Genomic DNA, 14,964 nt, shown 5'->3' with positions numbered 1-14,964 from the left:
GCCCTCTCTTCCATGCAACTGCACGACATCCAGTCCCTCTTGCTGCAAGGCGACTACCGCACACCCGCACGGCATTTCCAGGCCCTGCAGCAGGATTTCGAGAACGGCCGCATCGGCGAGCCGGAGTACCTGAGGCAGGCCGCCGCGGCCTCCGTCGAGCGGCGCAGCGCAGAGCCCGCGATACTGGCCTGGGCCAGCGAGTTTCCGGAGGACTACTTCGCCCAGTTCGCGGCGGGCAATTACTTTCTCCGCATCGGCTGGCGTGCCCGCGGCATCCAGACACGGCAGTTCACCACGGAAGCCCAGTTTTCGCTGATGAATGCCTATTTCCAGAAAGCGCTGCCCTACCTCTACCGGGCCATCGAACTGAGCCCCAGGCCCTATTGCGCACTCTCCATCGGCATTCACCTGGAAACCGCAGGCAGCCTGGACCTGCCCCACAGCTTCCTCGCGTTGTCGGAAAGGCATATCGAGCACTCCGTGGAGGTGTGCCTCTCGCACATGTGGGCGCTACAGCCCAAATGGGGCGGAGAGGACGGAGCGCTGGAGGCCTTCTTCCGGCGCATCCATGCGCTGGACTGGCCAGAGGAATCCGCCGCGATGCTCGAAGCCGCATACGACTGCCACCAGGCGGAAATCCTGTGCTGCGAAGGCCAGATCGACCGGGCGCAAGCCCTGCTGGCCGCGAGCCGGCACGCCCGGTCGCCCCGGGTACTGCAAAGCCTCAGCCGGTACCTCCAGCAGCAGGAACGGCATGCGGAAGCCGTCGAATCATTGCAGGCCGTGATTGCGCACAAGCCAGCCCCGGACCTCCATGAACGCCTGGCCACGAGCCTGGCCGCGCTCGGGCGTGACAGGGAGGCGGATGCCGCCTATGCGCAGGCGGCCCTCCTGGGAGACGGCGATGCCGCCGCCACTGCAGCCAACCGCCTGCGGCCGCGCATGGGCGACCCGGCCGTGGCCGCCGAAGCAGTGCGCTGGTGCGAACTGGGGGCAGAGCAATTCAGCGGGCACGCGATGTTCGAGCGCGGCTGCCACTTCTCGCTCGGCCTGGGAACGCCAAAGGATGCCGAAGCCGCCGTGCCCTACTGGGAGAGCGCACTGGCATGGGGCTCCCACGCCGCCATCTGGAATGCCGTGCTGGCGTACTGGCAGGGAAAGGGCAGCATTCCCAGGGATTTCGCCAAGGCGCGGCGCTATGCGGCCCAGGGTGCCGCCATGGACTGCGTGGACTCCACCTCGGTCTATGGCGTCCTGCTGTACCGCGGCCAGGGCGGGCCCGTGGATTTCGAAGCCGCGCTCGAGCACCTGTACAACGCGGCATGCGAGGACGACGTGCTGGCGATCAGCTACCTGATAAGGGCCCTGTGGTTCGGGCACGGAACCGGCGTCGATCGCGCCGCCGCCCGGAAATGGCTGGCCGCGCTACGGCAGCACGGGAAGAAGGACGACGTGGCGAACGTGACGGAAGACATCTTCAGCCTGTCGGGCTGGCTGAAGAGCTTCTGGCGCCAGTGGCAGGAGCGCCCGCAAGCCGCGCGCTGAGGCGCGCGTTCAGTTCAATCCGCCGCTGCGGCCACCGCCGGGCTGGCCAGCAACTCCTCCACCCCGTACAGCCCCGCCAATTTGGCCAGGCCCGCGGGCAGGTCCTTCACTTCGAAGCGCCGGTTCTCCAGCAACGCGGCGCGGCGGCACTCGAGCAGCACCGCCAGGGCCGAGGAGTCGAAGGTGGCAAGCGGTGCGGCGTCCACGACGAGGATCTCGTCGCGGTGCGCCTTGAGCCCCTGCAGCAGCATGCGCAGGCAGGCCTCGGCCTGCTGGTGCGTCAGCTCGGTGGGTAGGACCAGCATGGCAGGCGCCCCGCGATGCGTCAGCCCGCCTTGCCGGAGCCGGCGGCGTTGGCCTTGTTGCGAGCAGCCAGGGATTCGATGAGGCCATCGATGCCCTTGGCGTTGATCTCCTGGGCGAACTGGGTGCGGTAGGTCTCGACCAGCCACACGCCCATCACGTTCAGGTTGTAGATCTTCCAGCCCGCGCCATCGCCGGGGGTCTTCTCCAGGCGGTAATCGAGCTGGATCGGGTCGCCGCGGCCCAGGATCTCGGAACGCACGAGCACGTCCTTGTCATCGGGGCCGGCGCGCAGGGGCTTGACCTGGATCGACAGGTCGTTGACCTGGCTGAGGGCGCCCGAGTAGGTGCGCACGAGCAGCGACTTGAATTCGTCCTGCAGGCGCGCCTGCTGCTGCGGCGTGGCCTGGCGCCAGGCCGGGCCCACCGCGGCAGCCGTCATGCGGCGGAAGTTCACGTGCGGCAGGATGACCTTGTCCACCAGCGCGGTGATCTTGTTGATGTCGCCCGACTTGATGCTCTTGTCGCTGCGCACCGTGTTCAACACATCGGTGGACAGGCGCTTGACCAGTTCGTCGGGCGTTTCGTCGGCGGCCAGGGCTGCCACCGGCATGCCCAGCCACAACACGGCGGCGGTGCAGAGGGCGGCATGGCCCAGGGTACGTCGGCTCATCGTCATATCGGTTTCCTTTCTGAAGGCGCGTCCCCGGCGGGGCGCGCCATGTCATGTTCGATTGTGGGAGGGCGTACCGCCCCCCATGCGTCTGCCCGGTGCACGGATGCAAGCAACTGCAACGCCGTCCCGGGCTCCACCGCAGCCCTCAGGGCTTCGGCTCTTCGGGCAGCTTGCCGGCATCCTGGTCGTAGCGTTCCTCGCTGCGCCGGTCCGTCTGCACCGCCTGGCTGCGCACCTGCAGGTAGGCGTCGCGCGTGAAGCTGTACTTGTCGAGCGCTGCGCTGTCCAGCACCGAACTCGCGCGCAGCAGGTTGGCCCGCGTGTTCACCGCACTCAGGGCGTAGAGGGCGTTGCGGTCCGACACCGGATCGACATAGGTGATGAGGTTGCCCTTGGCATCCACCGGCAGAGCCACCGTGTCGCGCACGGTGGAGGGGCCCAGGAACGGCAGCACGAGGTACGGCCCCGTAGGCACGCCCCAGCGGCCGAGCGTGAGGCCGAAATCCTGCTTCGAGCGCTCGATGCGCATCTCGGTGGCGACGTCGAACAGGCCGCCGATACCGAACACGGTGTTCGCGCTGAAGCGCGCGATGCTGTTGAGCGCGCCCTCCCCGCGCAGCTGCAGCGCGTTGTTCACGAAGGACCACAGGTCGCCGAGGTTGGCGAAGAAGTTGCTCACGCCGGTGCGCACCAGGCGCGGGGTGACCTCGGTATAGGCGGTGGCGACGGGCCGCAGCAGCACGTCGTCCACCTTGTCGTTGAACCGGGTCATGCCGCGGTTGTAGGGCTCGAACGGATCGCGCGGGTTGGCGTCGGGACCGGTCGCGCAGCCGGCCAACAGGCAGGCCACGGCCAGCGCGCATGCGCTGCCGCGCAGGGACGGGGCCCGGAGAGCTTGGGATTTGGTGGTCATCATTGTTGTCGTCATTTCTTGGAACCGCCCGCGGAGGCCCCGCCACCGCCCTCTTCGGCCTTGCCGTAGAGGAACTGGCCGATGAGGTTTTCCAGCACCACGGCGGACTGCGTGGACGTGATGCGGTCGCCCTCGGCGAGGTTCTTTTCGTCGGCACCCGCCTGGATGCCGATGTACTGGTCTCCCAGCAGGCCGCTGGTGAGGATCTTGAGCGAGCTGTCCTTGGGGAAGGCGTAGCGCTTGTCCATCTCCAGCGTCACCTGGGCCTGGAAGGTCTTGTCGTCGAAGGTGATGGAGTTCACCCGGCCGACCACCACGCCGGCGCTGCGCACCGCGGACTGGGGCTTGAGCCCGCCGATGTTGTCGAAGAGCGCGGTGACGTGGTAGCCGGACTGCCACTGCACGCGCAGCAGGTTGGCCGACTGCAGGGCGAGGAAGAGCAGGGCCGCACCGCCGAGGAGGACGAAGAGGCCGACCCAGACGTCGTTCTTGGAATGCTGCATGGTGTTTTTCTCTCTGAAGGGTTCTTGGGCGCTGCCGCGTCAGATGCTGAACATCCAGGCCGTGAGCAGGAAATCCAGCCCCAGCACCGTGAGCGAGGCCATCACCACGGTGCGGGTGGTGGCGCGGGACACGCCCTCGGGCGTGGGCTTGGCGATGTAGCCCTGCAGCAGCGCGATGAAGGTGACCGTGACGCCGAAGACGAAGCTCTTGAGCACGCCGTTGCCCACGTCCGCCCACACGTCCACCCCGCTCTGCATCTGGCCCCAGAAGGCGCCGCCGTCCACGCCGAGCATGACCACGCCGACGATCCAGCCGCCGATCACGCCCACAGCGCTGAACACCGCGGCCAGCAGCGGCATGGCGATCACCCCGGCCCAGAAGCGCGGGGCCAGGATGCGGCGCACCGGGTCCACGGCCATCATCTCCATGGCCGAGAGCTGCTCGCCCGCGCGCATGAGGCCGATCTCCGCAGTGAGCGAGGTGCCCGCGCGGCCCGCGAACAGCAGCGCGGAAACGACAGGCCCGAGCTCGCGCACCAGCGACAGCGCCACGAGCAGGCCCAGGGCCTGTGCGGAGCCGTAGCGCTGCAGCGTGTAGTAGCCCTGCAGGCCCAGCACGAAGCCCACGAACAGGCCCGATACGGAAATGATGGACAGCGAATAGTTGCCCAGGAAGTGCAACTGGTCGCGCACCAGCCCGAAGCGCTGCAGCGTCGGGCCGATCAGGCCGGCCAGGCGCACGAACAGCCGCGCCGCCCGGCCCATGTCCGCCAGCAGGCTGCGCGTGGCGAAGCCGACATCGGAAGGTTTCCACCAGCTCATCGCGCGCCTCCGCCCGGGCCGGCCAGCGGCCCGAAATCGTCGGCCACCGAAGGACCGGGGTAATGGAACGGCACCGGCCCGGTGGGCAGTGCATGCACGAACTGGTGCACCAGCGGGTCGGTACTGGCGCGGACCTCGTCGGGCGTGCCCTGGGCCGCGACCACGCCCGGCCCGAGGATGACGACGTGGTCCGCCACGCGGAAGGTTTCCTCCACGTCGTGGGACACGACCAGCGTGGTCAGGCCCATGGCGTCGTTCATTTGCCGGATCAGCTGCGCGGCCGTGCCGAGCGAGATGGGGTCGAGCCCGGCGAAAGGCTCGTCGTAGAGGATCAGCTCCGGGTCGAGCGCAATGGCCCGCGCGAGCGCCACGCGCCGCGCCATGCCGCCCGAGATCTGGCTGGGCATGAGATCGCGCGCGCCCCGCAGGCCCACGGCCTGCAGCTTCATGAGCACGATGTCGCGCACCAGCGCCTCGGACAGGTCGGTGTGCTCGCGCAGCGGGAAGGCCACGTTCTCGAACACGCTCATGTCGGTGAAGAGCGCCCCGAACTGGAACAGCATGCCCATGCGGCGGCGCGCGGCGTAGAGCTGCTGCGTGTCCATGCGCGCGACGTCCTGGCCGTTCACCAGGACCTCGCCCTGCTGCGCGAGATGCTGGCCGCCGATGAGGCGCAGCACCGTGGTCTTGCCCCCGCCGGAGGCGCCCATGAGCGCGGTCACCTTGCCGCGCGGAATGCGCAGCGAGACATCGCGCAGGATCGGGCGCTCGCCATACGAGAACGTGACGTTGCGCAGTTCGACCAGGGGGGTTTCGGACATGCGGAGGGCGTTGGAAATATCGGTTGGGGACGTATTGTCGCGGCTGCGGACGATGGCGATGCGAGCGATGGTAACGCAAACATACATGCATGCATGTTTGCTGAAGCACCTGGCAGTTGGTCGCTACTTTTTCAGGAGCATGCCATTCATATCTGACGGACCACAGAGGCACCAAGAAGCCATATTCTCCCGCCGCCAGCAAGCCCTTTCACAACATGCTGCGAAGGAATGCCTGGGTTCGCGCATGTCGCGGCTTCGCAAAGAACTCCGCCGACGGCGCGGCCTCGATGATCTCCCCCTGGTCCATGAAGACCACGCGGTGGGCCACCTCGCGCGCGAAACCCATCTCGTGCGTGACCACCAGCATGGTCATGCGCTCCTGGGCCAGCGCGCGCATGGTGCGCAGCACCTCGCCGGTCAGCTCCGGGTCGAGCGCCGAGGTGGGCTCGTCGAACAGCAGGATGTCCGGCTCCATGGCCAGCGCACGGGCGATGGCCACGCGCTGCTTCTGCCCGCCCGACAACCGGCCGGGATAGCTGTCCTGCTTCTCCAGCAGCCCCACCTTGGCCAGCAGCGCCTGGGCGGGCGGCACGGCGGCCTGCCGGGACACGCCCTTGACCACCATGGGCGCCTCGATGACGTTCTCCAGCACGGTGAGGTGCGGAAACAGGTTGAACGACTGGAACACCATGCCCATGCGGCGGCCGATGCGGCGCACCTCGGCATCGGGCACGTAGCGGCAGTGGCCGCCGGCATCGGTGGTCGCGAGCGTGTCGCCCTCGATGGCGATGTGGCCGCGGTCGATGGTCTCCAGGTGGTTCAGGCAGCGCAGGAAGGTGCTCTTGCCCGAGCCCGAGGGGCCGATCACGGCCACGGTCTCGCCGCGGCCGAGCGTGAGCGACACGTCCCGCAGCACGGGCAGGGCGCCGAAGGCCTTGTGCAGGCCCCGCGCCTCGATCATGGGCACGGCGGCAGGGGTATCGGCAGCAGGGGCGGAAAGGTCAGGCGTCATGGCGGGCATAGCGTCGCTCCAGGCGCTGGAAGCCCCAGGTCAGCACCAGGGTCATCACGAGATAGAAGGCAGCGGCCACGAGGAAAGGCGTGGTCGTGAAATCGCGCTGCACGATGCCGCGCGCGGCGCGCAGCAGGTCGTTCAGGGCCAGCACGTAGATGAGCGAGGTGTCTTTCACCAGCGTGATGGTCTCGTTGCTCATGGGCGGCAGGATGCGGCGCACCATCTGCGGCAGCACGATGCGCCGCATGGTCTGCCCGTAGGTCATGCCCAGCACCTTGGCGGCCTCGTACTGGCCGCGATCGATCGACTGGATGCCGGCGCGGAAGATCTCCGCGAAATAGGCCGCGTAGTTCAGCGCGAACGCCACCACCGCCGCAGGGAAATCCGGCAGCCGCACACCGATCACCGGCACGAACGGCAGCGCGAAATAGATGAACAGCATCTGCAGCATCAGCGGCGTGCCGCGCATCAGCCAGATGTAGCCATTGACCAGCCCCGACAACAGCCCCCAGCGCGACACCCGCGCCAGCGCCAGCGCCAGCCCGAGCGGCACCGCCAGCACCAGCGTGATCGCAAAGAGCTTCAGCGTGACCGTCGCGCCCTGCGCCAGCGGCCCCAGAAGTGAAAGAACGTAATCCATCTACAAGCTACAAAAATCCATGTCTGCACTACGGCGCCAGACATCGCCCAAGGCGCATGCCGCTGGCGCGGCCGAAGGCCAGCGGCAGCCGCGCAAGGGACGCCCCGCCGCGCCGGCTGCGTCCCCCTTCCCGCATCGCGCAGCGATGCGAGAGAAGGGGGAAGGCGCGCAGCGCCTCAGGGGGATGCGCCGAAGTTATTTGATGATGTTCTTGCCGAACCACTGCGTGGCGATCGTGGCCGCGGCGCCATCCTGCTTCATGTCGGCCAGCGCCTTGTCGAGGCGGCCCTGCAGCGCGGTGTCGTCCTTGCGCACGCCCACGCCGTATTCCTCGGTGCCGAAATGTTCGTCCAGCACGGCATAGTCCTGCGGCTTCTTGGCGACGTAGTAGCGGCCCACCACCTCGTCCACCACCACGGCTTCCAGGCGGCCAGTGGAGAGGTCCATGAGTGCGGTCACGTTGTCGCCGAAGGTCTTGAATTCCTTGAACGACTTGAAGACGGCTTCGTCCTTCTTGACCGCATCCACGGCACTGCTGCCCTCCTGCGCGCCCACGATCTTGCCGGCGAGGTCCGCCTTCGTCTTGATCGGGGAATTGGCGGCCACCACGACGATCTGGTGGTTCTCCATGTAGGGCGCGGTGAAGGCGATGTTCTGCTTGCGCTCCTCGGTGATCGTGAGACCGTTCCAGAGCGCGTCCACGCGCTTGCCCGACAGCTCGGCCTCCTTGGCGCTCCAGTCGATCGGCTTGAACTCCACCTCCACGCCCATGCGCTTGGCGGCTTCGCGGGCCATGTCGATGTCGAAGCCCACGAGCTGGTTCTTGTCGTCGCGGAAGCCCATCGGCGGGAAGTTGTCGTCCAGGCCGATCACGATCTTCGTGACGGCGGCCGGAGGCGTGGCGGGGGTGGAGGCGGCCGGCTGGGCGCTGTCGTTCTTGCCGCAGGCGGCAAGCAGGGCACCGAGGGACACCAGGGCGATGGCGGCGATCTTCTTCATGGCAATGGCAACGAAAAGCCGGCCCGCAGGCCGGCATGGAGCGAAAAAAGGGTGAAGGGACAGTCAGGCCGGCAACAGCGCACGGGGCCTGCGCGGGAACAGCAGGCGGGCATGCTTGGCGGCACGGAACCAGCCCGTATTGTCCCCGATCGCCCGCACCAGCCATGGCACGGCGCACCGCCTGCCCTGCCGCATGCACAGGAAAACTGCGCACAACCCACCGACATCGGCATACCTTGCCATCAAAAAGATAGCAAACCCCAGCGCATCCACCCATGAAAAACGGCGCCCGGGGCGCCGTTGGCATGCGCCCCGCGGACGAGGCCGGGCACGGGAGGCTGCGCTTTCAGCGCGGCAGGTCGGAGTAACCCATCAGGAACTCGTCCACCGCCCGCGCGGCCTGCCGGCCCTCGCGGATGGCCCACACCACCAGCGACTGGCCGCGGCGCATGTCGCCGGCCGCGAACACCTTGGGCACGTTGGTCGTGTAGCCGCCAGTGAAGTCGGTGCTGGCGCGGGCGTTGCCGCGGGCATCCTTCTCGACGCCGAAGGCTTCCAGCACGGGCGACACCGGAGCGACGAAGCCCATGGCCAGCAGCACGAGGTCGGCCTTGAGCGTCTGCTCGGAGCCGGCCACCTCGACCATCTTGCCGTCCTTCCACTCCACGCGAACGGTCTTCAGGCCCGTGACCTTGCCCTTCTCGCCGATGAATTCCTTCGTGGCGATGGCGAACTCGCGCTCGCAGCCCTCTTCGTGGCTGGAGCTGGTGCGCAGCTTGTAGGGCCAGTAGGGCCACGTGAGCGGGCGGTTCTCCACCTCGGGCGGCTGGGGCATCAGTTCGAACTGCGTCACGCTCGCGGCGCCGTGGCGGTTGCTCGTACCCACGCAGTCGCTGCCCGTGTCGCCGCCGCCGATCACGATGACATGCTTGCCATCGGCGCGCAGCTGGCCCTTGAGCTTGTCGCCAGCATTCACCTTGTTCTGCTGGGGCAGGAACTCCATCGCGAAATGCACACCGTCCAGCTCGCGGCCCGGCACGGGCAGGTCGCGGCTCTGCTCGGCGCCGCCGGCCAGCAGCACGGCATCGAACTCGGCCTGCAGTTGCTCGGGCGAGATGGTTTCCTTGGCCCAGTTGGTGACCTTGGAGCCCTTGCCCAGGCCATCCTTGGCAGCGCCGACGAACACGCCGGTGCGGATGGTGACGCCCTCGGCCTGCATCTGCGCCGCGCGGCGGTCGATGTGCGACTTCTCCATCTTGAAGTCGGGAATGCCGTAGCGCAGCAGGCCGCCGATGCGGTCGTTCTTCTCGAACAGCGTCACGTCGTGGCCGGCACGCGCGAGCTGCTGGGCGGCCGCCATGCCCGCGGGGCCGGAGCCCACCACGGCCACCTTCTTGCCGGTCTTGTGCCTGGCCGGGCGCGGCTGCACCCAGCCTTCGGCCCAGGCGCGATCGATGATGGCGTGCTCGATCGACTTGATGCCCACCGGGTCGTCATTCACGTTCAGTACGCAGGCGGCCTCGCAGGGAGCGGGGCAGATGCGGCCGGTGAACTCGGGGAAGTTGTTGGTCGAGTCCAGCACGGCCCAGGCGCTCTTCCAGTCCTGCTGGTACACCAGGTCGTTGAAGTCCGGAATGATGTTGTTGACCGGGCAGCCGTTGTTGCAGAACGGCGTGCCGCAGTCCATGCAGCGCGCGCCCTGCAGCTTGGCCTGCGCTTCGTCGAGGCCGATGACGAATTCCTTGTAGTGCTTCAGGCGCTCGGCGACGGGCTTGTAGCCCTCCTCGATGCGCTCGTATTCCATGAAGCCGGTGGTCTTTCCCATGATTGCGTGTCCTGTCGTTGTGGGGTGCGAAGCGGTGCGTCGTCGGTCGATCCGGCCTTACTTGGCCGGCACCGCGGCGCGCACCTTCTCCTGCTCGGGGGCGGCCACCGGCGGGGTGGGCGGCTCCTGCAGCGCCTTGCGTTCGTGGATCTCGGACAGCGCGCGCTTGTATTCCGTGGGGAACACCTTCACGAACTTCGCCCGCGAGGCCGCCCAGTTGTCCAGCAGTTCGCGCGCACGCTTGCTGCCGGTCCAGCGGTTGTGGTCCTCCAGCATCTTCTTGAGCTGCGCCTCGTCGGTCTGGCCGCGGTGCCAGATGCCGGCGTGGGTGGTCGCCATCTGCTCGTCGGAAGGCAGGATGCGGTCCAGCGTCACCATGGACAGGTTGCAGCGCGTGTGGAACAGGCCGTCCTCGTCATAGACGTAGGCCACGCCGCCGCTCATGCCGGCCGCGAAGTTGCGGCCCGTCTTGCCGAGCACCACCACCGTGCCGCCCGTCATGTACTCGCAGCCGTGGTCGCCAGTGCCCTCCACCACCGCGGAGGCACCGGAGAGGCGCACCGCGAAGCGCTCGCCCGCCACTCCGCCGAAGAAGGCTTCGCCAGTCGTGGCGCCGTACATCACCGTGTTGCCCACGATGGTGTTGCGCGTGGTGTCGCCGCGGAAGTCGATGCTCGGGCGCACGATCACGCGGCCGCCCGAAAGGCCCTTGCCGGTGTAGTCGTTGGCATCGCCGATCAGGTAGAGCGTGATGCCGCGCGTCAGGAACGCGCCGAACGACTGGCCGCCCGTGCCTTCGAGCTGGATGCGGATGGTGTCGTCGGGCAGGCCTTCCGGATGTTCGCGCGTCACCGCGCCCGAGAGCATCGCGCCCACGGAGCGGTTCACGTTGCGCGCCACCTCGATGAACTGCACGCGCTCGCCCTTCTCGATCGCGGGCCGGCTGCGCTCGATGAGCTTGCGGTCCAGCGTGTGCTCGATGTTGTGGTCTTGCGTGTCCACGTGGAAGCGCGGCACGTCGGCGGGCACCTGCGGCTGGGCGAACAGGCGGCCGAAATCGAGGCCGCGCGCCTTCCAGTGCGCGATGCCGGCGCGCATGTCGAGCAGGTCGGTGCGGCCGATCAGGTCGTCGAACTTCGCGATGCCCAGCTGCGCCATGATCTGGCGCACTTCCTCGGCGACGAAGAAGAAGTAGTTCACCACGTGCTCGGGCTTGCCCGAGAACTTCTGGCGCAGCACCGGGTCCTGCGTGGCCACGCCCACCGGGCAGGTGTTCAGGTGGCACTTGCGCATCATGATGCAGCCCTCCACCACCAGCGGCGCGGTGGCGAAGCCGAACTCGTCGGCGCCGAGCAGCGCGCCGATGGCGACGTCGCGGCCGGTCTTCATCTGGCCGTCGGCCTGCACGCGGATGCGGCCGCGCAGGCGGTTCAGCACCAGGGTCTGCTGGGTTTCGGCGAGGCCGATCTCCCAGGGCGAGCCCGCGTGCTTGATGGACGACCAGGGCGAGGCGCCCGTGCCGCCGTCATGGCCGGCGATCACCACATGGTCGCTCTTGCACTTGGCCACGCCGGCCGCGATCGTGCCCACGCCCACTTCGGAGACGAGCTTGACCGAGATGTCGGCGTGCGGCGCCACGTTCTTCAGGTCGTGGATCAGCTGCGCGAGATCCTCGATCGAGTAGATGTCGTGGTGCGGCGGCGGCGAGATCAGGCCCACGCCCGGCACGCTGTGGCGCAGCTTGCCGATGTAGTCGGACACCTTGCCGCCGGGCAGCTGGCCGCCCTCGCCGGGCTTGGCACCCTGGGCCATCTTGATCTGGATCTGGTCGGCCGACGACAGGTATTCGGCGGTGACGCCGAAGCGGCCCGAGGCCACCTGCTTGATGCGCGAGCGCAGCGAGTCGCCGTCCTGCAGGGGCAGGTCCACCTCGACGTTGGCGGCGCCGATCACGCTCTTGAGCGTGTCGCCCTGCCGGATCGGGATGCCCTTGAGTTCCTGGCGGTAGCGCGCGGCATCCTCGCCGCCCTCGCCCGTGTTGCTCTTGCCGCCGATGCGGTTCATCGCCACGGCCAGCGTGGCGTGCGCCTCGGTGGAAATGGAGCCCAGCGACATCGCGCCGGTGGCGAAGCGCTTGACGATCTCCTTGGCCGATTCGACCTGCTCCACGGGGATGGCCTTGGCAGGGTCGAACTTGAACTCGAACAGGCCGCGCAGCGTCATGTGGCGGCGGCTCTGGTCGTTGATGATCTGCGCGTATTCCTTGTACGTGTTCCAGTTGTTGGCACGCGTGGAATGCTGCAGCTTGGCGATCGCGTCGGGGCTCCACATGTGCTCCTCGCCGCGTGCACGCCAGGCGTACTCGCCGCCCGCGTCCAGCATGGTTTCCAGCACCGGGTCGTCGCCGAACGCGGCCTTGTGCATGCGGATGGCCTCCTCGGCGATCTCGAACACGCCGATGCCCTCCACGCGGCTGGCCGTGCCGGTGAAATACTTGGCGATCGTGTCGGTGTTCAGGCCGATGGCCTCGAACAGCTGCGCGCCACAGTAGCTCATGTACGTGGACACGCCCATCTTGGACATGATCTTCGAGAGGCCCTTGCCTATCGCCTTCACGTAGTTGTAGATGGCCTTCTCCGGCGACAGGTCGCCCGACATGTCCTTGTGCATGTCGGCCAGCGTCTCCATGGCCAGGTAGGGGTGCACGGCCTCGGCACCGTAGCCCGCGAGCACGGCGAAGTGGTGCACCTCGCGCGCCGTGCCGGTCTCCACCACCAGACCCGCCGTGGTGCGCAGGCCCTCGCGCACCAGGTGCTGGTGGATCGCCGACAGCGCCAGCAGCGCGGGGATGGCCACCTGTGTCGCGCTCACGGCGCGGTCGCTGATGATGAGGATGTTGGCGCCGCCCTTGATCGCGTCCACCGCCTGCGCGCACAGCGAGGCCAGCTTGGCCTCCACGCCCTCGCGCCCCCAGGCCAGCGGGTAGGTGATGTCGATCACCGCACTCTTGAACTTGCCCTGCGTGTGCTGCTCGATGTCGCGCAGCTTGGCCATGCCCGCGAAGTCGAGCACCGGCTGGCCCACTTCGAGCCGCATCGGCGGGTTGACCTGGTTGATGTCCAGCAGGTTGGGCTTCGGCCCGATGAAGCTCACGAGCGACATCACGATCGCCTCGCGGATCGGGTCGATCGGCGGGTTGGTCACCTGCGCGAACAACTGCTTGAAGTAGTTGTAGAGCGGCTTGTTCTTGCCCGAAAGCACGGCCAGCGGGCTGTCGTTGCCCATCGAGCCGATGCCCTCCTCGCCGTTCTTCGCCATCGGCGCCATCAGGAACTTGATGTCTTCCTGCGTGTAGCCGAAGGCCTGCTGGCGGTCCAGCAGCGGCAGCTCGGCCGGCAGCGGCGCGACCGGGACGTCGCTGCCGACGCTGTCGAGCTTGATGCGCAGGTTCTCGATCCACTGCTTGTAGGGCTTGGTGTTGACGATGTTGGCCTTGAGCTCGTCGTCGTCGATCATGCGGCCCTGCTCCAGGTCGATCAGCAGCATCTTGCCGGGCTGCAGGCGCCACTTGCGCACGATCTTGTTCTCGGGCACGGGCAGCACGCCGGACTCGGAGGCCAGGATCACGATGTCGTCGTCGGTCACGCAGTAGCGCGAGGGGCGCAGCCCGTTGCGGTCCAGCGTGGCGCCGATCTGGCGGCCGTCGGTGAACACGATGGAGGCCGGGCCGTCCCAGGGCTCCATCATGGCAGCGTGGTATTCATAGAAGGCGCGGCGGCGGCCGTCCATGGTGGCGTGCTGCTCCCACGGCTCGGGGATCATCATCATCACGGCCTGGCTGATCGGGTAGCCGGCCATGGTCAGCAGTTCGAGGCAGTTGTCGAACGTGGCGGTGTCGGACTGGTCCGCGAAGCTGATCGGGTAGAGCTTCTTCAGGTCCGGGCCCAGCACGGGCGAGGCCATCACGCCTTCGCGCGCACGCATCCAGTTGTAGTTGCCCTTGACGGTGTTGATCTCGCCGTTGTGCGCCACGTAGCGGTACGGGTGGGCGAGCGGCCACTCGGGGAAGGTGTTGGTGGAGAAGCGCTGGTGCACGAGGCCGATGGCCGAGACGCAGCGCGGGTCCTGCAGGTCCAGGTAGTAGGTGCCCACCTGGTCGGCCAGCAGCAGGCCCTTGTAGACCACGGTGCGGCTGGACATGCTGGGAACGTAGTATTCCTTGCTGTGCTTGAGCTTCAGGCTCTGGATCGCGGCGCTGGCGGTCTTGCGGATCACGTAGAGCTTGCGCTCGAGCGCGTCCTGCACGATCACGTCGTTGCCACGGCCGATGAACACCTGGCGCAGGATGGGCTCCTTGGTGCGCACGGTGGGCGACATCGGCATCTCGACGTTCACCGGCACGTCGCGCCAGCCCAGCAGCACCTGGCCTTCGGCCTTGATGGCGCGCTCCATCTCCTGCTCGCAGGCGAGGCGCGATGCATGCTCCTTGGGCAGGAAGATCATGCCGACGCCGTATTCGCCAGCGGGCGGCAGCGTGACGCCCTGGCGAGCCATCTCCTCGCGGTAGAGCGCGTCCGGGATCTGGATCAGGATGCCGGCACCGTCGCCCATCAGCTTGTCGGCGCCCACGGCGCCGCGGTGGTCGATGTTCTCGAGGATCTTCAGCGCCTGGGTGACGATGTCATGGCGCTTCTCGCCCTTGATATGGGCCACGAAGCCAAGGCCGCACGCATCGTGCTCGTTGGCGGATGCGTACAAACCGTGCTGTTGCAGGTGCTGGATTTCGGCGGCCGTCGTCATGGCGCACTCCTCAAGAAAAATCGCGGGGAGCCCGAGCGTATTGCATGACGTTATGCGGGGCAAGCATTTTAAATTAGGGTCAGATACTTAATATTCTTTCGC

12 protein-coding genes are annotated in these 14,964 nt (G+C 67.5%); 1 reads left to right on the top strand and 11 read right to left on the bottom strand.

Annotated features, from left to right (window positions below; genetic code table 11):
- Positions 1-12: 12 nt before the first annotated feature.
- Positions 13-1,545 (top strand): DUF4034 domain-containing protein, encoded by a 1,533-nt coding sequence (locus tag ACAV_RS04835; protein ID WP_013593453.1) that lies wholly within the window; start codon positions 13-15, stop codon positions 1,543-1,545.
- A 14-nt stretch (positions 1,546-1,559) separates the two neighbouring features.
- Here ACAV_RS04835 and ACAV_RS04830 read toward each other — a convergent pair whose 3' ends face one another.
- The 11 genes from ACAV_RS04830 to ACAV_RS04780 form a co-directional block, all read right to left on the bottom strand.
- A complete protein-coding gene (locus ACAV_RS04830) occupies positions 1,560-1,874 on the bottom strand; it encodes an STAS domain-containing protein (protein ID WP_491894095.1) in 315 nt (104 codons plus the stop codon).
- Positions 1,871-2,527, bottom strand: a complete 657-nt coding sequence (locus tag ACAV_RS04825; RefSeq protein WP_013593451.1) for an MlaC/ttg2D family ABC transporter substrate-binding protein — start codon at positions 2,525-2,527, stop codon at positions 1,871-1,873. Before ACAV_RS04825 ends, ACAV_RS04830 begins: the two co-directional genes overlap by 4 nt.
- 142 nt (positions 2,528-2,669) lie before the next feature.
- Complete coding sequence (locus tag ACAV_RS04820) at positions 2,670-3,452, bottom strand: MlaA family lipoprotein (RefSeq protein ID WP_013593450.1); 783 nt, start codon at positions 3,450-3,452, stop codon at positions 2,670-2,672.
- On the bottom strand, positions 3,449-3,940 hold the full coding sequence (gene mlaD, locus ACAV_RS04815; protein WP_011794171.1) for an outer membrane lipid asymmetry maintenance protein MlaD: 492 nt from the start codon (positions 3,938-3,940) through the stop codon (positions 3,449-3,451). The genes ACAV_RS04820 and mlaD overlap by 4 nt, the downstream gene beginning before the upstream one ends.
- Before the next feature lie 39 nt (positions 3,941-3,979).
- Complete coding sequence (gene mlaE / locus ACAV_RS04810) at positions 3,980-4,762, bottom strand: lipid asymmetry maintenance ABC transporter permease subunit MlaE (RefSeq protein ID WP_011794170.1); 783 nt, start codon at positions 4,760-4,762, stop codon at positions 3,980-3,982.
- A complete protein-coding gene (locus ACAV_RS04805) occupies positions 4,759-5,583 on the bottom strand; it encodes an ABC transporter ATP-binding protein (protein ID WP_041828579.1) in 825 nt (274 codons plus the stop codon). The genes mlaE and ACAV_RS04805 overlap by 4 nt, the downstream gene beginning before the upstream one ends.
- 208 nt (positions 5,584-5,791) lie before the next feature.
- Entirely contained in the window at positions 5,792-6,604 is an 813-nt protein-coding gene (locus ACAV_RS04800; RefSeq protein WP_013593448.1) for an amino acid ABC transporter ATP-binding protein, read from the bottom strand.
- Positions 6,585-7,238 (bottom strand): amino acid ABC transporter permease, encoded by a 654-nt coding sequence (locus ACAV_RS04795; RefSeq protein ID WP_013593447.1) that lies wholly within the window; start codon positions 7,236-7,238, stop codon positions 6,585-6,587. Before ACAV_RS04795 ends, ACAV_RS04800 begins: the two co-directional genes overlap by 20 nt.
- Before the next feature lie 195 nt (positions 7,239-7,433).
- A complete protein-coding gene (locus ACAV_RS04790; protein WP_013593446.1) occupies positions 7,434-8,237 on the bottom strand; it encodes an amino acid ABC transporter substrate-binding protein in 804 nt (267 codons plus the stop codon).
- 346 nt (positions 8,238-8,583) lie between these two features.
- Positions 8,584-10,062, bottom strand: a complete 1,479-nt coding sequence (locus tag ACAV_RS04785) for a glutamate synthase subunit beta (RefSeq protein WP_013593445.1) — start codon at positions 10,060-10,062, stop codon at positions 8,584-8,586.
- Between the two features lie 57 nt (positions 10,063-10,119).
- Entirely contained in the window at positions 10,120-14,862 is a 4,743-nt protein-coding gene (locus tag ACAV_RS04780) for a glutamate synthase-related protein (protein WP_013593444.1), read from the bottom strand.
- Between the last annotated feature and the right edge of the window lie 102 nt (positions 14,863-14,964).

Origin of the sequence: Paracidovorax avenae ATCC 19860 (assembly GCF_000176855.2) — a bacterium.
Lineage (GTDB): Bacteria > Pseudomonadota > Gammaproteobacteria > Burkholderiales > Burkholderiaceae_C > Paracidovorax > Paracidovorax avenae.
This window is presented reverse-complemented; position numbering and strand designations above follow the sequence as displayed.